The 27,000-nt window shown below is 37.4% G+C and carries 16 protein-coding genes, 10 tRNA genes, 1 rRNA gene and 1 pseudogene (1 of these 28 cut by a window edge); 27 read left to right on the forward strand and 1 reads right to left on the reverse strand.

Going from position 1 to position 27,000, the window contains the following annotated elements; genetic code table 11:
* From GOP56_RS17050 to GOP56_RS17180, 27 genes and pseudogenes are all read left to right on the forward strand, one after another.
* A 23S ribosomal RNA gene (locus GOP56_RS17050) occupies nt 1–325 on the forward strand (it extends 2,605 nt beyond the left edge of the window).
* Between the two features lie 58 nt (nt 326–383).
* Nucleotides 384–458, forward strand: a tRNA-Asn gene (locus GOP56_RS17055).
* A gap of 5 nt (nt 459–463) precedes the next feature.
* A tRNA-Glu gene (locus tag GOP56_RS17060) sits at nt 464–540 on the forward strand.
* A 7-nt stretch (nt 541–547) separates the two neighbouring features.
* A tRNA-Val gene (locus GOP56_RS17065) sits at nt 548–623 on the forward strand.
* Between the two features lie 34 nt (nt 624–657).
* Nucleotides 658–742, forward strand: a tRNA-Tyr gene (locus GOP56_RS17070).
* A 7-nt stretch (nt 743–749) separates the two neighbouring features.
* Nucleotides 750–824, forward strand: a tRNA-Gln gene (locus GOP56_RS17075).
* A gap of 4 nt (nt 825–828) precedes the next feature.
* A tRNA-Lys gene (locus tag GOP56_RS17080) sits at nt 829–904 on the forward strand.
* Nucleotides 905–914: 10 nt separating this feature from the next.
* Nucleotides 915–990, forward strand: a tRNA-Gly gene (locus GOP56_RS17085).
* 8 nt (nt 991–998) lie between these two features.
* Nucleotides 999–1,075, forward strand: a tRNA-Arg gene (locus GOP56_RS17090).
* 6 nt (nt 1,076–1,081) lie between these two features.
* Nucleotides 1,082–1,158, forward strand: a tRNA-Pro gene (locus tag GOP56_RS17095).
* An 8-nt stretch (nt 1,159–1,166) separates the two neighbouring features.
* Nucleotides 1,167–1,240 (forward strand) — tRNA-Gly (locus tag GOP56_RS17100).
* Nucleotides 1,241–1,418: 178 nt separating this feature from the next.
* Nucleotides 1,419–2,315: an arginase gene (rocF, locus tag GOP56_RS17105; RefSeq protein WP_003345994.1), complete on the forward strand. Its 897-nt coding sequence runs from the start codon at nt 1,419–1,421 to the stop codon at nt 2,313–2,315.
* Nucleotides 2,316–2,702: 387 nt separating this feature from the next.
* Entirely contained in the window at nt 2,703–3,266 is a 564-nt protein-coding gene (gene sigW, locus GOP56_RS17110) for an RNA polymerase sigma factor SigW (protein ID WP_022586417.1), read from the forward strand.
* Between the two features lie 20 nt (nt 3,267–3,286).
* Nucleotides 3,287–3,910: a zf-HC2 domain-containing protein gene (locus GOP56_RS17115; protein ID WP_163246109.1), complete on the forward strand. Its 624-nt coding sequence runs from the start codon at nt 3,287–3,289 to the stop codon at nt 3,908–3,910.
* A 111-nt stretch (nt 3,911–4,021) separates the two neighbouring features.
* Nucleotides 4,022–4,840 (forward strand): diadenylate cyclase CdaA, encoded by an 819-nt coding sequence (gene cdaA, locus GOP56_RS17120; protein WP_003333740.1) that lies wholly within the window; start codon nt 4,022–4,024, stop codon nt 4,838–4,840.
* On the forward strand, nt 4,833–6,068 hold the full coding sequence (locus GOP56_RS17125) for a CdaR family protein (protein WP_163246110.1): 1,236 nt from the start codon (nt 4,833–4,835) through the stop codon (nt 6,066–6,068). The genes cdaA and GOP56_RS17125 overlap by 8 nt, the downstream gene beginning before the upstream one ends.
* Before the next feature lie 45 nt (nt 6,069–6,113).
* On the forward strand, nt 6,114–7,460 hold the full coding sequence (glmM, locus tag GOP56_RS17130; protein ID WP_003333737.1) for a phosphoglucosamine mutase: 1,347 nt from the start codon (nt 6,114–6,116) through the stop codon (nt 7,458–7,460).
* 558 nt (nt 7,461–8,018) lie between these two features.
* Nucleotides 8,019–9,854, forward strand: coding sequence for a glutamine--fructose-6-phosphate transaminase (isomerizing) (gene glmS / locus GOP56_RS17135; protein WP_163246111.1), 1,836 nt, complete (start codon nt 8,019–8,021; stop codon nt 9,852–9,854).
* A 279-nt stretch (nt 9,855–10,133) separates the two neighbouring features.
* Nucleotides 10,134–10,889, forward strand: a complete 756-nt coding sequence (locus GOP56_RS17140; RefSeq protein ID WP_163246112.1) for a TnsA endonuclease C-terminal domain-containing protein — start codon at nt 10,134–10,136, stop codon at nt 10,887–10,889.
* Nucleotides 10,876–12,951, forward strand: a complete 2,076-nt coding sequence (locus GOP56_RS17145) for a Mu transposase C-terminal domain-containing protein (RefSeq protein ID WP_163246113.1) — start codon at nt 10,876–10,878, stop codon at nt 12,949–12,951. Before GOP56_RS17140 ends, GOP56_RS17145 begins: the two co-directional genes overlap by 14 nt.
* A 9-nt stretch (nt 12,952–12,960) precedes the next feature.
* Complete coding sequence (locus GOP56_RS17150) at nt 12,961–13,905, forward strand: TniB family NTP-binding protein (protein ID WP_163246114.1); 945 nt, start codon at nt 12,961–12,963, stop codon at nt 13,903–13,905.
* 550 nt (nt 13,906–14,455) lie between these two features.
* Nucleotides 14,456–15,226 (forward strand): GIY-YIG nuclease family protein, encoded by a 771-nt coding sequence (locus GOP56_RS17155; protein ID WP_101667196.1) that lies wholly within the window; start codon nt 14,456–14,458, stop codon nt 15,224–15,226.
* 251 nt (nt 15,227–15,477) lie between these two features.
* Nucleotides 15,478–17,295 carry a TniQ family protein gene (locus GOP56_RS17160; protein WP_163246115.1) on the forward strand — a complete coding sequence of 606 codons (1,818 nt, stop codon included), beginning with the start codon at nt 15,478–15,480 and terminating at the stop codon, nt 17,293–17,295.
* A 252-nt stretch (nt 17,296–17,547) separates the two neighbouring features.
* On the forward strand, nt 17,548–19,398 hold the full coding sequence (locus GOP56_RS17165; protein WP_163246116.1) for a TniQ family protein: 1,851 nt from the start codon (nt 17,548–17,550) through the stop codon (nt 19,396–19,398).
* Between the two features lie 542 nt (nt 19,399–19,940).
* Nucleotides 19,941–21,977 (forward strand): ATP-dependent nuclease, encoded by a 2,037-nt coding sequence (locus GOP56_RS17170; protein WP_163246117.1) that lies wholly within the window; start codon nt 19,941–19,943, stop codon nt 21,975–21,977.
* Between the two features lie 2 nt (nt 21,978–21,979).
* The gene (locus GOP56_RS17175; RefSeq protein WP_163246118.1) at nt 21,980–24,067 is read left to right on the forward strand and encodes a UvrD-helicase domain-containing protein; all 2,088 of its coding nucleotides are present in this window, start codon (nt 21,980–21,982) and stop codon (nt 24,065–24,067) included.
* A 615-nt stretch (nt 24,068–24,682) separates the two neighbouring features.
* Nucleotides 24,683–25,672 (forward strand): annotated as a pseudogene (locus GOP56_RS17180) (IS3 family transposase).
* A gap of 786 nt (nt 25,673–26,458) precedes the next feature.
* On the opposite strand, the gene GOP56_RS17185 reads toward GOP56_RS17180, so the two are convergent.
* Entirely contained in the window at nt 26,459–26,902 is a 444-nt protein-coding gene (locus GOP56_RS17185; RefSeq protein ID WP_163246119.1) for a MarR family transcriptional regulator, read from the reverse strand.
* Nucleotides 26,903–27,000 lie beyond the last annotated feature (98 nt).

Genomic DNA, 27,000 nt, shown 5'->3' on the forward strand with positions numbered 1-27,000 from the left:
CGAGCTGGGTTCAGAACGTCGTGAGACAGTTCGGTCCCTATCTGTCGCGGGCGTAGGAAGTTTGAGGAGAGCTGTCCTTAGTACGAGAGGACCGGGATGGACGCACCTCTGGTGCACCAGTTGTCACGCCAGTGGCACAGCTGGGTAGCTATGTGCGGACGGGATAAGCGCTGAAAGCATCTAAGCGTGAAGCCCCCTTCAAGATGAGACTTCCCATAGCGCAAGCTAGTAAGACCCCTTATAGACGATGAGGTTGATAGGTTCGGTGTGGAAGTGCAGTAATGCATGGAGCTGACGAATACTAATCGGTCGAGGACTTATCCACATTGCCTTTATGCTGACTTTCATTATCTAGTTTTGAAAGAACAATTCTTTCATATTGTTCCTCAGTAGCTCAATGGTGGAGCAACCGGCTGTTAACCGGTAGGCTGGCGGTTCGAGTCCGTCCTGAGGAGCCATATATGGCCCGTTGGTGAAGCGGTTTAACACAGCAGCCTTTCACGCTGTCATACAGGGGTTCGAATCCCCTACGGGTCACCATTTATCTGGAGGATTAGCTCAGCTGGGAGAGCATCTGCCTTACAAGCAGAGGGTCGGCGGTTCGATCCCGTCATCCTCCACCATTTGTTTTTAAAAATGCAAATTTTTGCATCATATGGGGAGATAGTGAAGTGGCTAAACACGGCAGACTGTAAATCTGCTCCCTCAGGGTTCGGCGGTTCGAATCCGTCTCTCCCCACCATTCCTATTGGGGTATAGCCAAGCGGTAAGGCAACGGACTTTGACTCCGTCATTCCCAGGTTCAAATCCTGGTACCCCAGCCATAGGGAGCCATTAGCTCAGTTGGTAGAGCATCTGACTTTTAATCAGAGGGTCGAAGGTTCGAGTCCTTCATGGCTCACCATTTTTAGTTTGCGGACGTAGCTCAATTGGTAGAGCGTCGCCTTGCCAAGGCGAAGGTCGCGGGTTCGAGACCCGTCGTCCGCTCCATATATTATGTGCCCTTAGCTCAGCTGGATAGAGCGTTTGACTACGAATCAAAAGGCCGGGAGTTCGAATCTCTCAGGGCACGCCATATTGTCGGGAAGTAGCTCAGCTTGGTAGAGTACTTGGTTTGGGACCAAGGTGTCGCAGGTTCGAATCCTGTCTTCCCGACCATGCATAATGCGGGTGTAGTTCAATGGTAGAACTCCAGCCTTCCAAGCTGGTCGCGTGGGTTCGATTCCCATCACCCGCTCCATATTAGTACAGGAAAAGCAACTCAGTTGATCTGAGTTGCTTTTTTGTTTGCTAATGAATTGTTTAATAAATTCATAACTATGCAAAAAAATGTTGAGTTGAGTCATTGCCCTATTTCCGTCTACAATATAGCTTAAGAAGTTAGAAGACTTTGTTTCGCCAAGGAAGGAGTCTCGCATATGAATAAAAAAATATCATTGATTGGTGTACCTCTCGATTTAGGGGCGGATCGTCGCGGTGTAGATATGGGACCTAGCGCTATTAGGTATGCTGGGGTAGTAAAGCGTTTAGAGGGTTTAGGATACTCAGTGAAGGATTTGGGAGATATTCCTGTAATTAGACCTGAAAATTTCGAAGAGACTGACAATCATAAGTATTTACAACAGGTGTTAGAGGCTAATGAAAGACTTGCAACAAAGGTGGCACTAGAAATAGAAAATGGACGTTTTCCTTTAGTTGTAGGTGGAGATCACAGCATAGCGTTAGGAACGCTTGCAGGGGTTGCGCAGACAAAAAAGAATCTTGGTGTGATTTGGTTTGATGCTCATGGCGATATCAATACAGGTCTAACATCTCCCTCTGGGAATATTCATGGTATGCCACTTGCTGCTTCGTTGGGAATTGGGCATGAGGCGTTGGTTAAAATCGGGGGATATAGTCCAAAGATAAAGCCAGAACATGTCGTCATTATTGGAGCTAGAGATTTGGATCTTGGTGAACGTGAATTAATCAAGGAACTTGGTATTAAAGTATACACGATGCACGAAATCGATCGGTTAGGTATGACCCGTGTTATGGAAGAAACCATTGAATATGTTACACAAGGAACAGACGGAGTTCATCTGAGCTTGGATTTAGATGGTTTAGACCCAATATATGCTCCAGGAGTAGGAACACCGGTTATCGGAGGCATTTCGTATCGAGAAGGGCATTTGGCTATGGAAATTTTAGCTGAAGCGAATGTCTTAACCTCAGCCGAATTTGTAGAAGTAAATCCTATTCTCGATCAACAAAATGCAACAGCTGCTGTGGCGGTTGCATTAATGAGCTCTGTATTTGGAGATAAGCTTTTGTAAGAGTAAGACAGGAGATGGAAAAGTATCTTCCATTCTCCTGTCTTTTGTTTATTTGTTTCATATCTTATATACTTAAAGTAAGCCATTCAATTGTCTTTTCATAATGCCTTTACATTTGGAAAAGGTGGAGGTAGGTCAAAGGGTGAGTTTTGGCACTGGCTTGAAAAACCAACCATAGCACAAAACAGCTTATTTATGTTCTTTTTTATACATGATGATAAAATTCTTTTCATAAAGACTGGTTTCACACAGTTTTAATCAAGAATAAAAGGTAAACTACCTATATAATAAAAAGATAAAAATTCCGCAGAACTTTAACAGTAAAATTTGAAACTAAATCGTCTTTAGTTCGTATTAGAAGACGGGTTACATTCTAGGGAGGATGGCATGGAATTTGTAGAGAGACGCTTGGTAGAACGAGCGAAACGGGATGACCGTGAAGCGTTTGCGGAACTGGTGGAAATGTACAAGGATAAAATCTTTCAGCTTGCTTTCAGAATGGTTGGCAATCGCCAAGAGGCTGAAGATATTGCACAGGAAACCTTTTTGCGCGTTTATGCCAATCTGCATTCCTATGATGAAAATTATCGTTTTTCAACGTGGATATATCGTATTGCCACTAACCTGTGTATTGACCGGGGAAGAAAGAAAAAACCACAATTTTCTTTAGATGAAGAGCAGGGCGGAGATTTAGAAGGGCTAGATTGGTACTCCAGACTAGCCTCCGATGAGAAAACCCCTGAGGAAAAAGTCGTCGTACAAGAATTACAAGAAACGGTGCAGAACGCACTAACCAAGTTAAATCCTAAGTATCGGTCTATCATGGTGCTGCGTTACATTGAGGATTTATCATTGCAGGAAATAAGCGATGCCTTGCAATTACCAATTACAACGATTAAAACGAGAATTCATCGTGGGAGAGAAGCACTGCGAAATAAGTTGCGATTTTAATTGAAAGGAGACGTATTCAGATGGATTGCAGAGAAGCGAAGCAGCTTAACCATGTGTTTTTGGATAAAGATATCGATCAACTATCGAATCAACGTCTTCAACAGCACCTGCTAAACTGTGAAGAATGCCGTATACATTTACAACAATTGCAAAAAGTAATTGCCTATGTGGAGAGTGCCTCCCATATTCAAGCACCAAGTGATTTTACTGCACGCGTTATGGCTCAGTTGCCTCCGGTAGCGAAGCGTAAGAGCTTTGGAAACTGGATGAGACGCCACCCATTCGTAACGGCAGCGGCAGTCTTTTTTGTTCTTATGACAGGAAGTTTGTTTACCAGTTGGATTGATCGGGATAACACCTTGCAAATCACATCATCCAATATGGATAAGCTAAAGATAGATAAAGAGCGTAATGTAGTTGTCGTGCCGGCTGGGACTACCTTAACGGGAGACTTGATTGTCCGCAATGGCAGCGTAGAAGTAGAAGGTGAAGTTAAGGGAAATGTCATAGCTATTGATGGCAGAGTCTTTTTAGCTTCTACGGCTCAGGTGGCAGGAGATACAGAATCCATCGAAATGATTTTCGATTGGGTATGGTATGAAATGAAAAATATCGGAAATGACTTGCTTCCATTGACTCATTAGGGGAAAATAGAAGAAAGAGAAGTAGCACGGCATGAGAAGCCGTGCTTTTTTCCGCAAACAATCCAATCAGAATTCTTGGATAGTATTGGAGTAGGAATGTGAGGCGGCGGTATGGGGTATTTAAACTACGTGAACATACTGCGTGACGGAATAGATATTCTTTTAGTCACGTACTTGATTTATAAACTAATCATGCTGGTCCGCGGAACTCGTGCTGTACAACTTTTGCGAGGAATTATGGTAGTTATCGTTACCTGGTTACTCAGCAAGTACTTTGATTTCCGTACCCTGCACTGGTTGATGTCCCAAGCTTTTACGTTTGGAGTATTAGCGGTTGTCATTATTTTTCAGCCTGAGCTGCGTCGTGCATTGGAGCAAATTGGACGAGGTAAATTATTCTCCCGATCTTACTCGAATGATGATGAAGACAGCGTACAACGAATGGTTCAGGAAGTCGGCAAGGCTGTGACTTATATGGCTAAGCGCCGTATTGGAGCTCTAATCGTAGTGGAGCGAGATACAGGGCTAAATGATTACGTGGAGACAGGAATCGCCATAAATGGTCGAGTCACGTCAGAGTTGTTAATCAATATCTTTATCCCGAATACTCCTCTGCATGATGGAGCTGTTATTTTGCGTAAGGATACGGTGTTAGCAGCAGCTTGTTATCTGCCGTTATCTGAGAATCCTTCCATTTCTAAAGAGCTTGGAACAAGACACCGAGCCGCTATTGGAATGAGTGAAGTCTCCGATGGTGTTACCATTATTGTGTCGGAGGAAACAGGTAACGTCTCGATAACGACCAACGGAGAAATAACGCGCAACTTGACCGAAGAGCTATTAGCGCAAAAAATGCTGAGCAGACTCTCTCCACAAGCGAAGAGTAAATCCATGGCAAGTCGTTGGCAATGGGGGCGAAAAAATGGATAGATGGTTAAACAGTCATTGGTTTGTCCGCGGAATTGCCCTATTTTTGGCCATTATGTTGTGGATGATCGTAAACTTAGAGCCAGAGCAAGGCAATTCCAGTGAAGCAGTACAGCCAACTCGAATTATCGAGAGTGCAAAGGTCAAAGCTTATTATGACGCCGATAATTTTGAGATTACGAACAAATTACAATCGGTTAAGGTAGCAGTGGAGAGTAACAATCCTTTTCTAAAATATAATATTTTTGACAACTACGAGGTATTTATAGACGCTAGAGGTTTAGCGAGTGGAGTGCATCGTTTGCAGGTACAGTCGCGCGGATTTCCCGATGGGTCAAAAGTGACCATTACACCGGATTATATTGATGTTACATTAGAGGAAAAACAAACCGTTGAAATGGACGTCCAGGTCGAGAAAATTGGCAAGGCAGCGGATGGGTATGAGTTAAAACAGCCTATCGTTAAACCATTCCGCGTACTGGTTACTGTTCCAGCGAGTCAGGTTAAGAAGATTGGCGTAGTAAAAGCTGCTGTCAATGTAGATGGAGCGACAGATACTGTTTCTAGTAATGCCCAATTAAAAGTGTATGACAAGCAAGGAAATCTGATGACGGGCGCAGAAATCTCACCGCTAGTGGCTGAAGTAAGTATACCGGTGACAAGTCCGTCCAAAATGGTGCCGCTCAAATTAAACTTGACGAATGAGCTGCCAGATGGATATAGTTTGGCTAGTATCACCATGAACACGCAAGAGGTGACGGTATACGGACCAAATGAAGTGATTAAGCCTATGGATATCTACTCGGGTCCATCAATTGATTTAAAAAATATTACTTCAGATCGGGTACTTCAACTAAAAATGCCGTTGGCGCCAAAAGTGGTAAAAGTTGACCCAGATACGTTAGATGTCACACTGAAAATAGTGCCATCTGAAACCAAAAAATTGGAGAACGTACCATTAAGGGTAACTGGACTCGCTGAAGATTTGGTTGCTAAAGTCGTAACAGCGGATGGACAGGAATTAAGCACAGCAAGCTTCGATGTGATCGGTGCTCCTAACATCCTAAAAGACCTCACGGCAAATGACATTCAAATTGTAGCAGATGTAAGCTCGCTGCCTGTAGGTGTGCATGAGATCCCGCTGGTTTACAATAACAATTTACCAGATTATCTCAAGATAGCATCGAATGCACTTCATCAGGTCACGGTAGAAATCACAAAAAAACAGTAGGAACATAGCCTATTACGTGTACTAGGAAAGAAATGAGGGACAAGGATGGGGAAGTATTTCGGAACAGACGGCGTACGTGGGGTTGCTAATACGCAACTTACACCTGAATTGGCTTTTAAGATCGGTCGAGATGGTGGATACGTACTGACAAGACACAAAGAAGAAGGTAAACCAAAGGTAGTTATTGGTCGCGATACGCGTATCTCTGGTCAAATGCTGGAGAGTGCTCTAATCGCAGGTCTTCTCTCTGTAGGTGCAGAAGTAGTTCGTTTGGGAGTAATTTCTACGTCTGGCGTAGCGTATCTGACCAAGGCTTTAGGGGCAGATGCAGGTGTCATGATTTCTGCTTCACATAATCCATTTGAGGATAATGGAATCAAGTTCTTTGGTAACGATGGCTTTAAGCTGTCAGATGAAGACGAAAATGAGATTGAAAAATATCTGGATACTCCAGAGGATACGTTACCGCGCCCTACAGGGGACAAAATCGGTACTGTAATCGATTATCTGGAAGGCAGCCAGAAATACCTGTCTCATCTCAAAAGTTCTGTAAATGAGCGTTTTGAGGACATGAAAATCGTTTTGGATTGCGCTAATGGAGCGGTCTCTTCCTTGGCAGCCAGATTATTTGCAGATGTAGAGGCAGATGTAATTACGATTGGTGCAAGCCCGAATGGTATCAACATCAATGATCAATGCGGATCAACACATCCAGAACGCTTACAGGAAGAGGTTGTGAAGCATAAGGCTGTATTGGGGCTTTCCTTTGATGGAGATGCAGATCGTTGTATAGCTGTCGATGAGAATGGTGAGCTGGTGGATGGCGATTATTTAATGGCTATCTGTGCGCGTGCTCTTAAGCATAAGGGCAAACTTAACAACAATACCGTAGTAACGACCGTAATGGCTAACCTTGGCTTCTTTAAAGCAATGGAGGAGCAAGGCATTAATAGTACACGCACAGCTGTAGGCGATCGTTATGTAATGGAAGAAATGGTTCGTGGAGGCTATAACCTAGGTGGAGAGCAATCTGGGCATATTATTTTCCTGGATTACAATACTACCGGGGATGGCTTATTAACAGGTCTGCAACTGCTTAACATCATCAAGGAAACAGGCAAACCATTGTCTGAGCTAAAACAGATGATGACGAAATTCCCGCAGCTATTAGTAAATGTGCGTGTGGAGGATAAGACAAAGCTAAATGGCAACGTAGCTATTGAGCAAGCGATTAAAGAGGTAGAGGAAAGTCTACAGGGCAATGGTCGCGTGTTGGTTCGTCCATCAGGCACAGAGCCAATCGTTCGTGTCATGGCAGAAGGGCCAGATGCTGATGAACTAGAGGTTATGGTTCAAAAAATCGTAGAGGTTGTTAAAAAGGAGTTAGCATAAAAGTAATGGTAGAAAAAGGAGCGGCTTACGTCAGCTCCTTTTTTTTATGTGCTTTTGAACCCTGACAAGGGGAGCGTTTCCGCTACATTTTTTGAGTAACACATTCATACCTACACCTACATAACATAAAGTGTGGGGAAATCTTAGCCATTTATCATTAATTTATGAGGGTCATAGCGGAAAAGAGATATTGTCCCCCGCACAAAGCTGTGCTAAAGTAAGAAAGGATTTGAATATCAGAAAAAGGAGGGGGGAGAGGATTTTCATTTTCAAGATCACAGATATCTTTTAAAAGCGCCAGCACTGTGGCTGCCCGACATGGAGCACAGTGGACGAGGTGGAGGTTTATCGAAATGTTCGGCGGATGCCTCCCGGTCATGTATCAGGACCGTAAGCTCAGTTACAAAACATAGGGGCAACTTTATGGACAAAATCTGAGTATGATATGTTCACAATTACCTTATAGATAAAAATTTGCAAAGGAATGACGGGGGTACACCCCGTTAGCAAATTCAGTTGGGTCGTACCCCTGTCCATTAGAGAGGGGTTTCTATTACTATGTGCGGAATCGTTGGATATATTGGAAGTAAACAGGCGCAGGATATCGTTATTGGAGGTCTGCGTAAGCTGGAATATCGTGGGTATGACTCTGCAGGTGTAGCAGTAATGACGGAGCAAGGTTTGGATCATGCAAAATCCAAGGGACGGATTGCTACGTTAGAAGAGCGCCTAAGAGACAGACCGCTAGCGGGAATGGCTGGAATTGGCCATACTCGTTGGGCAACACACGGAAAGCCTTCCGATGAAAATTCTCATCCTCATTTAGACAAAACGCATAAATTTGCAGTTGTTCATAATGGGATTATTGAAAATTACCTGACTATCAAGGAAGAATTGATAGCAAAAGGATATGAGTTCCTGTCTGAAACAGATACAGAGGTCATCGCTCATCTATTGTCCGACCTATATAATGGCGATATCGTAGCTACAGTGCGCAAGGCTATACAAAAAATGCGCGGTGCCTATGCACTTGGTATCATGACAGAGCACGAACCAGATAAATTAATTGCCGTACGTTTAGCAAGTCCACTCATCGTGGGTATTGGTGAAGGGGAAGCGTTTATTGGCTCTGACATCCCGGCTATTTTGGAGCATACGCGTGATATGTACATTTTAAATGAAGGTGAAATGGCTGTTTTAACTCGCGATAACATCCAGTTGACAGTGGCAGAGACAGGCGAGCCTGTGGAGCGTGAAATTTTCCATGTGGATTGGGACTTGGTGCAAGCGGAGAAGGACGGCTATGACTCCTTTATGTTAAAAGAGATTCATGAGCAGCCAAAAGCAATGCGAGATACAATTGGCTCCCGTATTAATTTGGAAACCAAGCGTGTGCTACTTCCTGAGATGAAAATGACTCCAGAAGAGCTAGCTGCTTTTGACAGAATGTATATCGTAGCATGCGGTACTTCGATGCATGCTGGATTAATCGGGAAAGAAGTCATTGAGAAGCTGACACGCATTCCTGTCGAGGTAGCGATCGCTTCAGAATTTAGATATCGTGACCCGATCTTCACAGATAAGACGTTAGTGGTTGTCATCAGTCAATCAGGAGAAACAGCAGATACGCTCGCGGCTCTGCGTGAAGCGAAGAAACAAGGCGTTAAAGTAATGGCAGTCAGCAACGTAGTAGGAAGCTCAGTAGCTCGTGAAGCAGATGAAGTTATCTACACTTGGGCAGGCCCAGAGGTAGCGGTTGCTTCTACAAAAGCTTATACATGCCAAAGCTTGGCTCTGTATCTGTTTGCGCTTTATCTTGCACAGGTAAAAGGTACACAAACAGATGCACAAATCGCTGAGATTGTCGATCACCTATTAGAAATTCCAACTCAAACAGCTAACATTCTAGAAATGGAAGAGGGCCTACGCAAGGTAGCTACTTCTGTAACAAAGGATGTTCAAAACCTGTTCTTCATCGGACGAGGTCTCGACTATGCTGTGACGCTGGAAGGCTCCCTGAAGCTAAAAGAGATTTCTTACATTCATTCCGAAGCTTACGCAGCGGGTGAATTAAAACACGGTACCCTAGCTCTCATTGAAGAGAATGTACCAGTGATCGCATTGGCTACCCAGCCAGACCTATTTGACAAGACGGTTTCCAACATCGTTGAAGTCAAAGCCCGCGGCGCCTACACGCTAGGTCTCGCGTTTGAAGGAGATACAGAATTGGAGAAAACAGTGGATGAAGTGGTATATGTGCCACGCACACTGCCGATCTTAGCTCCGGTATTAACTGTCATTCCATTGCAATTGCTTGCTTACTTTGCGTCTACAGCTCGTGGTCTGGATGTGGATAAACCACGGAATTTGGCTAAGAGTGTGACGGTGGAGTAGGGTGGATTTGTTTTTATGCATGGAAATGTGGTCAGTAATATAGTTTGTCCCCAACGGGATTTAAACTTTGTCCCTGGCTGGAATAAAAAAATGTCACTAAATTTAACACCTTGATACAGTAAATATCTTTCTGTATCAAGGTGTTTTTGTTTATTAAGTAAAAAACGTTTTTTGGATAATAATGGACATATTGGTTACTCTATGCTTAGATATAGGAGAGTATTTCCAGTAACTACTTTTGTCACTTTTCGATGATTTTAATCATAAATGAGGGATTGTATGGATTGGTCAAATCATAATTGGGTGAAAGAAGATGTTGATTTTACACCAAAACGGAAGATTGAAAACAAAGGAAGTGAAAAGAACCCACATATAATCGGAACAATTTCAAGTCAAAAAATGAGCAAGGAAGTAGGGTATCAATCTCTGGGGGAGTGCCTGTTTTATTATTTATTAGAGCTAGATCATTCAACGATCCGATATTATGTACAGCCTATAGAGGTCCCTATAAAGTACTTGGATGATCAGGGAGATGTGAAGGAATGGTTGCATGTACCCGATGTTCTTGTATTCAGACAGGGTTCTGTCCCACACTTGTATCAGATTAAAGAGTCTCCAGAACAAACTAATAAAAAATTTGAGTTGTGCAATCAAAAGTGTCAGCAATTATCCAAGGCTCGAAATTGGAAATATAGCGTTATTTATCCCAAGAAATTGCCGGATAATATCACGCGTAACCTCAAATTTTTGACCCCTTACTTAAAAAAACGAACGACATATGATAAATGGATTGATGAGATCATTTTAAAGCTCTCTACTATGAGAAATTCGACAATTCTGGATTTGGCACTAAGTTTTTCGGCAAAAACAGATTTTCGATATATTCTCCCGATCATTTATCACTTGATAGCGTCAGGTGTTATTTATTCGAATATTCAAGAAGTTTTGAACGAAAGTAGCGTCATTTGCTTGGGGAATTACGCTAACCACTTATTACTGTATCTAGACGGGAGTGATCGACTTGAATCTTTATAACCTCAAGGTAAATGATCAATTTCATTTATATGGAAAACGATATGTAGTAACTGAGCTTGACCCCCCAAAAGTTTTTGTGATAGTAGTAGGTGACGTAGACGCTAAGGAAGAGATGTTTGACTATATAGCATTGGTTACCAATCATACATTTGTTGCAAGTTCCACAATGACAAAAAAGGTAAACTATAAGGTTGAAAAAGAGAAAAAAAGACATAGCTCTGCTTTGGATGCACTGGACGAAGACAAGCGAAATGAGGTATCGAGAAAGTTTGAAGCCATTCAACCAGTGCTATTATTGGAGAAGGTAAAAAATGGTGATGTTAAAGCGAAGTATGAACTTGCTGGACGTTATCAAGAGTATCTCGATGGTGTAACAGCTCTTGAAAGATTATCACAAAAGACTTTATTAGAACGCATATCCCGAAAAATGGAAATATCAACCAGGACAATAAAACGATATTTAGAAAATTATCGAAACGAACAAAAGGAACGTGGAAAAACGGGTATCGAGGGTTTAATTAGAAAAAATGCTTTAAAAAGTGACAGAATCAGAAGTGATGAAAAGCCACTATACATATGTCATCCGAAAAAGAAAGAACTTGTCCTTGATACCATCTTCATCAGAAAAGACGAAAAATATATACCCATCCTGAAAGAAGTTATTGAAACTGAATTTTTGATCACCAAAAAACCTAATATACAAAGTATTAGTGATTCCCTTGAAGCTAAATGTTTGAAAGAAAAACTAGAGCCCTTATCTTATGAAACCGTTGTGAAATTATTAGGAAGAATTAATAAGCAAATCAGAGAAAGAATGCGTAATGGTAAAAAGGCTGGAGAAATATATGATCCTATACAACGTGGATGGTCGAATGAGGAAGCGATGTTTCCACTCCATATCGTAGAAATTGATCATACACTATTAGATATTGATGTTATTGATAAGTCTGGAGAGGTTATGGGGCGTCCTTGGATCACTTTAGGTATAGACGTATATACCAGAATGGTTTGGTGCATGTATGTTTCCTTTGAACGACCATCTGCAAATAAGGTAAGAAAAGCCATTCAACACGGCATCTTTTTGAAAAGGTCGAAGGAGAAATACAACACAATAAACGAGTGGGATATTCATGGCATACCTTCCATTATCTATATGGATAATGGTCCCGAATTCAAAAATGCAGAGGTTAAACGAATGATTAATGAAACGCTTCAGTCAGAAGTGAGATATAGACCTGTAAAGACTCCTAATTACGGTGGTACAATCGAAAGATTATTTGGGACCTTGAACTGGGGAATCATTCATAATTTAGATGGTACTCGAAAAAGTTCAGTTGAGGAACTAGGAGAGTATGAACCCGAAAAGCATGCAATTTATACCTTAGACGATGTGATTGAGCTTCTGACCATCTTTATTACAGATATATATCATCATCGTGTGCACCGTTCGCTACCGTTAGACACTCCTACGCCGGCTGCGAGGTATTATTTGGGTTTAAATATTACTGGTTTCCCAGAATGGATTAATGAGGAGGATGAGGAATATTACAAAATCGAGTTATTACCAACGGATAAAAAGCCGTATACCCGCGACGGGGTAAGATTAAATAACGTTGAATACAGATCAAACGAGTTATCCAACTTAGTCGGGAGGAGAGATGTAAAGTATAAGATCAAGTACGATATTGATGATATTTCCAAAATTTATCTTCATCAGCCAAAAACAAATGAATACGTAGAATTATTAGCGGCCAATCCGTCTGCAGACGAACTATACGGGGTCAATAGTTACAGATATAAAAAAATGAGAGAGTACCTGCGAGATCGTGGTAAATTAACGATTAATAGAATACCTGGTTCTCGTCACCTGAAGGAAGCGAAAGCATACCTGAAAGACAAAGTTGAGGAGAAGAAAAAATTAAACAGAAAAGAGATTAGAGAAGCACAGAAGCTAGGCTTCGAGATCACATTAAGTACACCCAAAGTTTCAAAGATCAGTAAAGAGCCGCAAGTAGACTTATTTGATTTGTTTGATTTACAAAAGCAACAAAAAAAACTATAGGTGGTACTTATGACAGCTTATAATCCCTTCAAAGAGTTTGCAAACAGAGTAGCCAATTTATACGTTGTACATCCAAGAGTAAATGAAATATGGGAAATGTTTGATTCAAAACGAGTGATGAACCAAGCTAAAGAATCGAAAACAACGTATAGTCACTACTTCCTAATGGGAGTCTCTGGCGTAGGTAAGACAATGCTTTGTGAAAAGTATACTGAAAAAAATAGTGGGTATGTTCATATTGAGGATGACGGAACGGAAATTGATATCAAACCTGTTATCTATTTGAACCTTCCTCATCCTTTTACTGTGTTAGAATTCTATCATAGCATAGTGAAAGCATTAGGAGCTCCCCGTTTACCAGGAAGACCATTAATAGGAGAAGTCAAAACACAGGCATTTCATTTATTGGAGACACAGCGAGTTGAAATGCTGATTTTAGATGAGATTGATCATATCAGACGAACAAGAAATATGGCCAAAGAAGATGCGATGGAAGCTATAAAACATGTTGCGAACGCCGGTAAGATTACGTTGGTGTGTGTAGGAACTCCTGATGTTGATGAGCTAAGAAAGTTAGATCCTCAGTATCGAAAACGATTTTCACCAATACGATTGGATCGGTTTAAGGCCTGTGACGCGAAATTTCTTCAATTTTTATCATTAATAGAAGAGCAGTTAGATCTTCCATATCCTGTAGGTCTTGCTGATGATTCTACATCTTTACCACTAGCCTTGCACCAATACAGTTTTGGTCGTCCTGGTTATCTTGTACAAGCTCTCCAAGAAGCGTATAGAATTCTTGGAGTATATAACCCTGATTTTAATAATTTTTCTGGCTTACAATTATCTGGGGCTATTCTAAAGAGAGCATTTCAAAATGTACTTGGAGATCTTACTGATAAAGAACGTAAGGCAATGTTGGAAGAGGATTTGAAACAAGAAACAGATGATTAGTAAATATAACTATAATTAAGATACCGCTTCGATAAATTTAAGGCAGCTGTATTTTCCACGCTAACGGGTAATAATATGAAAATAGAGAATATGGATTATAATTGGAAATGTTCTTAAGTTAGTAGTGGAGGGTGAAGTATTTGGCGATGTGGGGGTAATAGATAGATCCGGACACCTTTGAACAAGTGGTGCAGGAGATGCTTGTTGGAAAACTGAAGGTTACTTTCTCCCATGATGCTGGTCGGATCGATATTCGCCGAAATACATGCAGTACATGTTTACATAGGTGCTAAAGGAATATTTAGATAGCTAGGAATAGAACTAGTCATATTTAGGAGGGGTCAGACGTTGGCAAAACTGAAAAGCATCCGGCATATGCTTAGAAATCAGAGATATTGGAATCCATTCAGCGATCAATATGATTACGAAAAGATCATGAATAAGGTGGTGTAATAATACTTAAGTAGGTGCAAGTCATAAGTACGGGAACTGACCGACCTACTGAAGGACTAGCATCCAGTTAGTTAATAACATCGAGAGGAAGTTGTTAATGTTTGGAACTATTATAATAGATGCTTATCGTATAGAAGAGATGAACCAAATAGCTTACGCTCTTGATGATCTGTGTTCGGCAACAGAAAGCTATGGCTGGGCTTCTTCAGGTATATACAGTTACTGGGATTACTACACCAATGAATTGTATTATATTGGGTTAGCGGTAGACTTAGCTGAACGTTTTAAACAACATAACGGATTACTTTCAGTAGACCCTTCCAGCTGTAAATATGAAAAGATTAAAGAATATTTTCAGACTAATGAAAAGCTTGGTTTCTCAGTTTTTGTTCAATCACCTTTGAGTCAGGCGGTAACAAGAAATAATATCTATAAGTGGTTTGGATATGATCCTGAAGAATTTAGCATTCGAGATTTTACCAAAGATAGTAACAGAACAAAACTCAAAATTTTAGAGGGTATCTTGATTGAGACATATTGCATGAATAAAGGGGTACTACCTCCTTGGAATGCAATTGCTGGGAGTGTTACAGGTCAACAAAAAGCAAAAAAAGAGAGTTATGACATAATTAAATTCTTAACATCAATGGAACCTTCACCATTCACTGCTAGATACTCTTTAAGGGAACTTTCAAATGATTCTGTTGCTGAAAGGCATGAGAATTTCTTGCACGCCGCAAGAAGTTTTACGTTGAATACAGGGATCTCATTTAAACAAGCTTTGGAAATGATTCGAATGCATGATTCGGTGGGTATTTATGAGCAATTATTAGCTTCAAACTATTTTTCCAAGAAACTTGTTATATAGAGAAGAGACGACTGAACAAGCCGCTTTGAACTAAAGGGAAACGATTAGTTCAATAACAACATAGAAAGGCAGCTATCATATGTTGATACGCTGCCTTTTCTCAACTAATTAGCAGGATAACGTCAGTCCCCATATATATTGATGGTAGTATGGATTTTGTTATGCTGGCATAGGAAGATGTTATGCATGAAAGGGTATATCTTTTTCACAAAAGGAAAATCATGAGAATAAATCCTTTTTGGAGAAGATCAATGGAAAACAAACATTTAACGGTGCGTTTACGTCCATTTGAAGGTGAATCACTTTCGAGTTATTTAAGACGTATCTCGAAAGCAAACGGAATTAGCTTCTTATCCTTTTGGAATTACTTGAAAACTGAACAAAATCATTACGCTCAGTATGACGAGATCACCTTGTTGGATTTTTGCCCTTTAAACATAATAAACATAGAAAAACTGTCAAATACTATTCGCCGGGAACCAAATGAACTGCTTTCACTCACTCTTTATAATTTATTGCAGCTTTTTGCTGTGGGAACGGAAATTGAACGATCACGATTTACCTCAGGTATGCTTCGTGAAACGCTTTATTTTTGTCCAGCTTGTTTAAAGAATAAACCTTACCACCGATTGCTTTGGCGAATCAAGGGTATCGACGCATGCATGACTCATTGTAGACTGTTACAAGATAAGTGTCCACATTGCGCAAAAGGGATTAAATACCGTGATGTTTATGTTCATGATAAATGTCCTTATTGTGATTTAGATTTAAGCAGAGTCTTGGATTCCCCAAGCGAACGTGACATTGATTGGGATCAACAGAGTTGGTGGTGGTATTCTTGGAACCAACTACTCAATTATTCAGATCTTAAAATTTCCCCGCAAAATGTTGCTCTTCGCATGTTATATCTAATAAACAACAGACAAGTCATTTTTGATAAAAAAAGAGCTATATCTGACATTCAGAGAGCCTGTAAACTTCCTACATTGTTACAGCACGCGAGAGATTCTTTAAAACAAAAACGTACGTTACATATTTCCTATATCCTTGAGGTACTTTGGGAAAAACACTTGGATATTGATGATTTCTTGAATATGGAGTTGCCACAACCATTTATTGATTCGGTCCTCAATCCAACTCGATTAAAGAAAGAGATGTTATCATGTCAAGCACCATGGTGTGAGAACTTGGGTGTTGATGGTGGCTTAATACAAACAGGAACTACATTTAAAAGAAAAAAGAGTGGGCAGGTACTTTCCTATTATTTGTCTTGTTTAGACTGTGGCTGTGAGTATGCTATCAATGATCAGGGAGAATTGCAGGAGAGGACATATTTTATAAGTGCTTACCATCTAATTAAAAATAGCCTTTGTGAAGGGGAACATATTACGTCTATCATAGAAAAGAGCGGATTGTCTTTAGACAAGTTAAAAAGGTGTATAGCCTATTTTTACACAAGGGGCATTAAATTTTGTGCATATGAAACTGACTCAATTCAAATAGAAACTCAAGTGTTGGGGCCTTTTATAGCTGCTATTAAGAAAAATGTGCCTTTAAAAAGCATACGAAAATGGGGTTGTTGGACGAATTATGTTCATTTTTTGGTATACCGTTTTCATAAAATAGTAATGAAAGAGTTACTGATGCAAACGAGAAAACGTCCGAAGCGGAACAATGCTGAACAGAATCTCAATAAAGTAAAGAGGGTTGTAGAGGAGATGTATCATCAGGAGACTACAATCACGATAGGAGCTGTCGCTGAACAAATAGGGGTAAGTGTCAATACCATCCGAAATTGGGGATGCTGTCCTTACATAAAGAAGATGAAGAAGAGTCAAATTGAAGAGCGAGTTTTTATGGAGAAAGAAAGGATTTATGGTTTCGTGGAGGAATATCTGATGGAACGCTCTCAAACCAGAGTGTTTTCAAGTCAGCTATATAAAGATCTTCAAAAACGTAGAAACTTATTGTGGCGAATCGCCCCTGAACTAACAGTATTTGTTGAAGAAAGAGTGCGGATACATAATAAAAAGGTAAAAGAATTGGTTTCGAGAACGACTAGCCCATAAAGCAAAACAATCAAAATATCTTCAAGGAAACCCGAGTTTGTCGTAACATAAGGAGGGATACTTGGAGGTGTTTTTTGCTTTAAAAGCATTTTCATGAAAAGGGAAAGTTGAATAATAATAAAATACAAGGAATAATGTAGGAAATCCCTTAAATTTACACCAATCTGGGTGTCGAATATAAAGGGATTTTGGTTTTTTCTAAAGAAAATGGTAATCAGGCTTTTTTACCCAAGTTTTTAAGGGGGAGTAAGTGTGAGTCAAAAGTTTACTGTTAGACCAAGAATGAGGAAAGTGGAATCACTAACATCGTATATTTTGCGCGTTGGTACGGCAAATTATTTTGACTATAAGCGCATTTTAAAAATGGTAAACACTAAAAGGAACAACAAAGATATCTGGAGAAGAACGTTTAGATTTGATGTTTTTGTAGATGGGAGAATCGATATGTTTCGACTCTCAAAACTACTCAAGATCTCAGAGTATGAAATTCAATCTATGACATTCATGCCACTTGTAAATAAATTAATTGAAGAGGGTCATTATACAAGTGAACAGATACTGATTGCACTACCAAAGTTAATTGAAATTAATAAAAGATATTTTTGCCCATTATGCCTAAAGGAACAAGGTTACTATAAACTTTTATGGCAGGTAAAAGAGATTGACATGTGCAATATACATTTGTGCAGATTACAATCTAGTTGTCAAAACTGCATGGAATTACAACCGTATATATCAGAAAATCTAGCTATTATGCAATGTAAGTATTGCCATTCAAAGCTGACAACCCAGGGAATACAGAAAATTGAAGATGAAAAAGAGATTAATTATCAATCTGAAAAATATATTAAATGGAACTATATGTTGAATAAAAAATCTCGAATTGCACCTCGTATCACGGGTGTCCCCAGCGACAAAATTATTTCCTATTCTATTCTTTACGCTGCAAATGCACCCGAAGAAGAGTATAACTTCAGGAAAATCAAAAGCAAAATAAGAGAGGATTATATTCATAGGATAATTAGATTTGTGAATGGCGAGGATTCTCCCCAGCATGTAACTTTTCCACAATTGATAAATATTTTAGAGGCACTACAAATAAGTATCCATGATTTCGCACAGTTAAAAGTCCCTCCTATTTTTATAAGGTCTATACCAAAGAATCAAGATACACGTAATAAACATTGTCTTACACCTTGGTGTTCTTCATATAAAACTAATGTAACGATGAGGAAAATTGAGCATATATCACACTTACAAGAAAAAAAGATACGATACTATAATGCACATGTATGTACAAATTGTTTCATGAAATATGGAATTAATGCAGAAACGGAAGAATGGCAGCAGGTTGGTAATAGAATTGTTAAAATTGAATTAGTAAGGGATTTATTAAATTTTGGAATCAATCGAAAACAGATTCATAGAGATACCAAAATCCCCGAAAAAGAACTGACTGAAATTTTCGGGTATTTGGTGCAACATAAGTTATTGCGTTCAGATTTATGTGAGCAGTATACACCTACTAATCAACCGGAGGATCTTGTCTCTGTGTTTAAACAGTTAATAAATGAGTCAGGAACATTATTTAAGAATGCTAAAAAAATGTTCGGAATGAGTCGGAGTGAATACTTTTATTATTTTTCTTCTAAAAAGGTTCAGTACTATTTTTTGTTTGAATCATACGAGGATAAGAAAAGATACAAGAGAGTTTCAAAAGGAATATGGACGGATAGAGTTCTTAAGGAATTGAAAGAATTTAAACAAAAGGATCAGGAAATTTCTATAAAATATATAGCTGCTTCGTTAAATTGCACACCTGAGTTGCTAGGGATTTATGGACTAAGAGAGATTATTGATAAAGCAAGGGAAGAACAAAGAAAATGTAGGTTAAGTAGACTAGAGATAGAGTATAGAACAAAAATTGATAGATATTTTGATCAGTGTGAAATTAATAATAAGGGAATTTTGTTTAAGGACATTTATGAACTGATTGGAAGAAGGCAAACCTACATTAAAGAGTATATGCCAAAATTGTCTGAATGGATATCTACGCAAGTAAAAAATTATAAAAATAAGAGACATGTGGATAAAAGGAAGTAGCGGGAATGATAAGTTTTTAGCGACCAAAGATTAAATGATTTTCCGTCGTTAACTATTATTATTTATTCAAAGAAAGTTTCGATTTATTTTCGATAATATCTGATCAGAAAATAAAAAAGAATAGCCTCTAGATTATCTATTCAATTAAGATTAAGTCCGGTGAGCCGTATCATAAGTGACGGCGAAATTAGATTTGTTAGAGACCCTGTCGATAAGGTTAGGTTTTTTTAAAAGGACAAAATTTGATATTATATGCTAAAATTTTAATATCAAAAATACACATTTAAAAATAAACAGTTATCGTTTTTGTTTCCTAACATAAAGTTTTAAATTTTTATAAATTCCTAAATTCCAGAGATAAAACCAATGAACGATAATAGAAAGACAGAAAAGAAAGTAAGTCTGTTTTGAAATTTCAAAAATAACACTGTATCAGCAATGCGTCTTTTGCCGTGTCAAAGTTTTGACGACTTTCATAGAGGGCCGTAATAAAGATGTGAGTGGCTATAATATGTTCCGTTTGTAGTTAAGGAGGAGATTTTATGTACTTAAAGAGTTTAAGAATCAGCAATTTTAGGAAATTTGGAATAGAAAACAACAAAATAGAATTTGTTGATGCAAAGAGTTATCAAGAACAGAAAAAGGGTAAAGAGATAAATATTGCACCAACAACTACATTGATAGTTGGAAAAAACAATTCCGGTAAAACAACTATTATTAATGCATTAGATACATTGATAAATAAAGAGGGTAAATTTAAAGCAAATGATTTTAATTTTTCTTATTTGAAGAGATTACTAGATCAATTTGGAAAATCCCCCCAAAGAGTTGAAACTCCTTTTCTCCAATTTAATATAGGCATTGGAATTGAAGATAATAGTAACGATATAATTACTAATCTTGTTCCTTTTATGCTTTTGGAGGATGTAGATAAATCCGAATTAGAAATTCTCGTAAAATTTGAATTAGAAGATGAAGAAACTTTTATTAGAGATGTCAAAGGGCTACTGGGAAAGCAAAATGAAAGTGTTCACTTTAAAAAGTTTTTAGCACTAATAGATGAGACACGATTTAAAGTAAATTATTACAATGCAAGTGGAGAGGTTATAAATAAATTTAACATTAGTAATTTGATTGAATTGAGAGCAATTAAGGCTAATAATATTGAAAATGAAAACAGTCTTTCAAAAGCTTTTGGTACAATAATTAAATATCGCTTTAAATCGTTAATTGAAGAAGGAGAACAAGACCTTGATTCAAACATAAATAGTATTAATATGAGCCTCACTAAAATAATTCATGAAAAACATACTAAGGATATAAACGAATCTTTAGGGAAAATTGAATCTATTGATAAACTTAAAATGTCATTAAATGCAGATTTGACTTTTCAAAAATTAATAAATAATTTAATAGAATATGAGTATATTGAACAAGATAATAATATTCCCGAGAATCAATTTGGTTTAGGATATACAAATCTGATGGTGATAATAGCAGATTTAATTGATTATATGGAGAAATACCCGGAAAACTCCTTTAATAGCAAAGTGAATTTAATCTCTATTGAAGAGCCCGAAACATTCATGCATCCACAGATGCAAGAGTTGTTTATAAAAAATATAAATGATGTGATTGCCTCTCTTTTGAAAAGTAAAAATAAAAATGTAAATAGCCAGTTGATAATTACAACACATTCATCACATATACTGAACAGTAAAATTCATACTGGTAATACTTTCAATAACATAAATTACGTAACGATAAATGATCACCATACTCATGTAGTAAATTTGAATGATGAAATAATTATTCCTAAAAACACCGAAATTGATGCAAATAAAATAGAGGATGATCTTAAATTCCTTAAGAAACATATTAAGTATAAAGTATCTGAACTGTTTTTTTCTGATGCTATTATTTTTGTTGAAGGGATAACAGAAGAGACACTCCTTAAATATTATATAGATCAAAAAGAGGGTTTAAATAAATACTACATATCTGTTTTCAATATTGACGGAGCTCATGGACTTGTTTATCACGAATTAATAAATTTGCTAAAAGTGCCTGCACTCATAATTACAGATCTAGATATAAAAAGAAACAAAATAGAAAAGGAAACATTTGAACAAATCAATAATTTAAAGGATAGAGTGACAACCAATAAAACAATAAAAAAGTACAATGAGAATTCCGATAAATTAGATGGACTGTCCGAAAAGATTGAAATAAATAACATGTATATTGCATATCAGGGAAATATCGAGGGATATTATGCAACAAGCTTTGAAGAAGCTTTTATTCTAACCAATTATAATCATTCCCTTATTAATAGTGTATTAGTAAAAATTAAACCTGATATATACAGGGGAATTATAGGTAAAGATAGTAGTTTCAATAATGTTAAAAAAAATTCGTATAAGCTTCAAAGGAAGTTGTCAAATAACAAAAGCGACTTTGCCAACGAATTACTCTACAAGTTTATAACCAAAACCGAGGATGAAACAATTCCTTCTTTGCCAAAATATATTGAAAATGGACTTTCATGGTTAACTAAAAAGTTAGAAGGAGGGGAGTAGAAATGTGTTTATCAATAGTATCTCCGGCTAATCGAGAAAAAGAAAATCAGTCAATATATGCCATCTTTGATTCAATAGATAAAAATGAAAGTATCATATTTAATTCGGGTGCCGGTGCTGGTAAAACGTATGCACTAATTGAAAGCATCAGATATGTAATAAATAAATATGAGAGGACTTTAAGAAAACATAATCAAAAAATTATTTGTATTACATATACAAATGTTGCAACAGAAGAAGTAAAAGAGAGACTTGGTAATACAGATTTAGTGTTGATTTCTACAATACACGAGAGAATTTGGGATCTAATAAAGGATTACAAAAAAGAATTAGTACAAATCCATAAAGAAAAACTGAAAGAAGAGGTTAATAATTTAGAAGATAATTTAGAAAAAGATAAGAAATATGGGAATTATCGAGAATTAGATAACGAGCAAAAAGAAAATTTTATAAGGATAATGATAGAAAATAAAGAGTTATTTTATCAGAATTATAATGTTAAGGCAGCTGCGTTGAGAAATGTATTTCAAGAACTCTTAAAAGACTTTCCACAAATAATTAAAAACATTAATGATTTTAGAAAATTAGTAAGTACAATATACAAAATAGATAATTATACCAAATGTTATGAAAACATTCAATTAAACAAACAAGGATATAATTCTGTAGTATACAATTCTAACTATAACAGAGATCAATTACATAAAATGCGAATTAGCCATGACACTTTAATAGAATACGGTTTAAAAATAATAGAGAAATATAATCTATTAAAGCAGTTCATTATTGATAAATATCCCTATATTTTTATTGATGAATATCAAGATACCAATGAAAAAGTAGTATTAATCATGAAATATTTGCAAAATAATGCGAGAAGAATCGACCATAAAATTTTTATTGGATACTTTGGGGATACCGCTCAGAATATTTATAATACGGGTGTTGGAAAAAGGATAATTGAAATTCATTCAGACTTAATATTAATAGATAAAGAGTTTAATAGAAGGTCTACAAAAGAAGTCATTGAGGTAATCAATAGAATTAGAAATGATGATATTAAGCAAGTATCAATCTATGATGATTGTGAGGGTGGTAGTGTAAAGTTTTACATAGGGAGTCCGAATGAAATAAATGACTTTATAAAAAAGTATGAATACGAATGGGGAATTTCACCAAGAAATCAACTGCATTGTTTAGTTTTAACAAATGAATCTGTAGCAAAGTATAGTGGCTTTGAGAACATATATAATACTTTTAAACAAACAAATAAATATAGTGGTATCAACTATGACCAACTTAATACTGAGCTTTTAAGTGCCGATATATTAAAGCTTGGTGAAATACCTAATTTATTATTCAAGATAATTGAATTAAAAAATAATCTTGATAATGGAAAAACCCCAGTCATTAATATTATTCATAAAAGCATATATCAAGATATGAATATTATAGATTTAAGAAAATTAATCCAATTGTTGAAACAAAATGAGGGAAAAACACTAGGTGATTATATAAAGTCAGTTTCATTAAACTATTTCAAAAATGTTGAAGGAAAATATAAAAAAGTTATAGATGCCATTTTTGACTTTGAGAATATCTCATTTGATATATTTAAAAATCATCTTCTTGAGAAGTTATTTCCAAATTTATCAGATGATGAAATCGAAAATGCAAATGAAACTATACAAAAACTATTAGATATAAATATGTATGAATATAGTTTGTGGTATAAGTATATATCAAATAAACATGAGGGTCATATAATTTACCATACGTATCATGGAACAAAAGGACTCGAGTTTAATAATGTCATAATTATTATGGAAAATGCATTTGGAAGAAGTAGAGATTATTTTAATTTCTTCTTTGAAAAGTATACGCACTCACAAACTTTAGAGGTTGAAAACAAAGATAAATTTGAACAAGTACAAAATTTATTATATGTTTCTTGTTCTAGAGCAATCAAGAATTTAAGAGTTCTGTATATTGATGATATAACTAATTTTCAGGCCGAAGTTGAGGGAATATTTGGACCGATACATTCATTCAATAAAGAAACTTTACATCAACCATATTTAGTATATTAAAGAATAGTATTGTTAAAATTGGCCGTTCTCTAATGTGCGGTTTTCTTATTGTAGTGTGGTTTATGGAAATACGTCATGCTGACAATTAACCAGTCAAAAGTTCTGATCTTTTTAAGGTGACCTAAATATTTCCCCTGTTATATGATATGATCAACCATACCATAAGTGAGGATATCTGGAACAAACAATGAATCAATATTATCATTCACTAGAGAATATGGCTCGCCGGGCTTAGTGGAAGGAAATAATTGGGATATATTTATGGCACAAACCTGCGTGAGGTATATAAAGCAAAGAACGAGTCTAATTAAAGCAGGCCAACATGTGAACCCTGCCTATTTTTGTGAAAAAGGTATATTTCGTTATTTTACTTATTGGCAGATGAAAGGGAGTATAATGGCGGTTTTTCTTTGGGGAATGATTATGCGACCTCTTAATGATTGATAGGCAAGAAGTGTGGTTATTTGGTGACTATCCTCATGCAAAAGGGAAAACATACTTTAGACCATAAAACACTATATAAAACCTCACTTAGATACGTTACAGTTAGCCGTATCATAAGTGGGGCTAAGGTTTTGATCAGTTTAAAATAAAAGTTCTTTTGTTTATTTTCCTATAGCTAAAAAAGGTCAAAAATTCAAATGTTATTCCGAAGAGTTTAAGCTGAAGGCAGTAAAATTGTATCAAGAAAGAGGGATGTCCTATAAAGCAATAACTAAAGGTGCATCTGGGGGAAAGATATGGAAAGTAAATCGGTTTTTAATCATAAATGAGTTACGTAAAAAATATCCGCTTACTTGGTTAGTGGAAATTGCGAGAGTGTCTCGATCCGGTTACTACAAATGGCTCAGTACAAAAGGAAAACCATCATTCAGACAGGAGCAGAATCAAAATCAGAAGGAACATCTAATAGAGATCCACCATGCTCATCCATACTTCGGATATCCAAGAATGCAAATTGCTTTAAGAAAGAAAGGATGGAATGTGAATCACAAACGCGTATACCGGCTGATGAAGGAGCTAAACCTTCGGTCTATTATCCGAAAGAAGAGATGTTATTTTGGTAAAACAGTATCTGTTATTAATCCTAATTTGCTTAACCGTAAGTTTAAAACGGACAAGCCAAATCACTTGTATGTAATAGATATCACCTTTGTATCGCTTCAAAGTCGATTTTACTATCTCTCAGTCATCCAGGACCTCTATAACAACGAAGTTGTTAGTTGGAAGATTTCTCATCGAAATGACTTACAGCTCGTATTGGATACTGTCGAACAACTGAGCAAAAAAAGAGACGTGCAGGAAGCGATCCTGCATTCTGATCAGGGCTTCGAGTACACGTCTAAGCAGTACAATAAGCTAATAAAGGAACTTGGCATAAAAGGTAGCCACTCTCCCAAAGGAAACTGCCTTGATAACGCCTGCATTGAATCCTTTTTTTTGCATCTCAAAACCAAGACATTGTACTTTTCTGAGTGTAGAACAGAAGAAGAACTCTTTCAAGCCATTGAAAAATACATATGGTTTTATAACCATGAATGATTCCAAAAAAGCCTAAGCAGCCAGTGTGCTCCGGTGGAATACCGAAACACACTGGCTGCTTAGGCTTTTTTATACTGTCTACTTGACAGGGGTAAGACCAGTTCCTGGGCTTTTATGATTGTTAGATATTTGGTTTAATGTTTACTTTTGCCGGTCATCGGATCAAAGTAAATGTAGCCCTGTGTTTGAGCAGCTCTAACTTTAGAATCAAGTAACCTGGTGAAGGTTATATAACCCCAAAAAATATAGCTCAAATCTCCACCGTCGATAAGTATTGTTAATAGACTTACCCGAAGTTAGTGCTGCAAAGGAACCTCGAGAGAATCCATTTACAGATGTGAAGAAGCCACGGCCATACAGTTTGCCTTCAATTTTATATGCAAAGTGGTAAAGTGCATCACTTGCTGTTGGAGCATCGTGCCACTTAGCTTCGACTATGTAGTTCTCGCCTTAAAACTTTATTGCCCCATCGATTTGTTCCCCACTGATCTTAAAGGGTTTGGCTACTTTAAGGACTTCATACTCTGACAAATATTGAAGTGGCTTTTCCAGCTTATATCCTCTCTCTTGATTTGAAATTTTGGCATTATTATATAACTTTATAAAGTCGTTATTCAGGTCTGACAGAGATATTCTTTTCTTTTGTGCCGCTCTGGCTGCTTCCTGTTGACGGAGCTTTTCATTTACTTTAGCGTCTTGTATTTGTAGGATTTGTTTCAGATGACTAATGCGAAGCGAGGCCTCGGTTCATCTAACTTTTTTAGATTTTTAAAAAAATAAGGGTAAAAGTGATTCCGTTCTTTTAGAGATGCAAGCATAGTCCTGAATTGTCCCCATCCTTCATCGTCCCTAGAATGGGGGTTTCCATTTACCCAGGTCGTCATTATCATCTAAGACCTCGAGTATGCGTAGATCCTCATTTAGAAAAAATCGAGGACTTTCAATGAGTAGCCTTTCGAAGCTATCACGTAGATTATAACGATTAGCATAGCCATTTCCTGCATAGAACAAATGAGGGTTAACCATGTAACCATCGGGAGCTTTTGCAATGAATTGTTTCGCACATAGCTTCTTTAAGCACTTGGAAACGTTACCTTTATCCATTGCGAGATCCTGAGCAATCGTCTTTTGTCTCACGCGGGCTGTATTGTCATCGGTCATCATTTTTTCACCCAAGTAGAACAATATCCGATAGTCGGCTGCGCTTAACTCATGGTCCTGGAGATGCTTGAACCAATCTAGGATAAATGCACCCCAATAGGCATTGCGCACACGTCCATATCTACTTGCCATTTTACTTCTCCCTTCAATATAAGTTGTGATATTTACAAATAATATCAAATTTATTGCAGATTAGACAACCAATATATGTCTGTTTTACAACTTTTTTT

Origin of the sequence: Brevibacillus sp. 7WMA2 (assembly GCF_010748895.1) — a bacterium.
GTDB classification, from domain to species: Bacteria; Bacillota; Bacilli; order Brevibacillales; family Brevibacillaceae; genus Brevibacillus_B; species Brevibacillus_B halotolerans.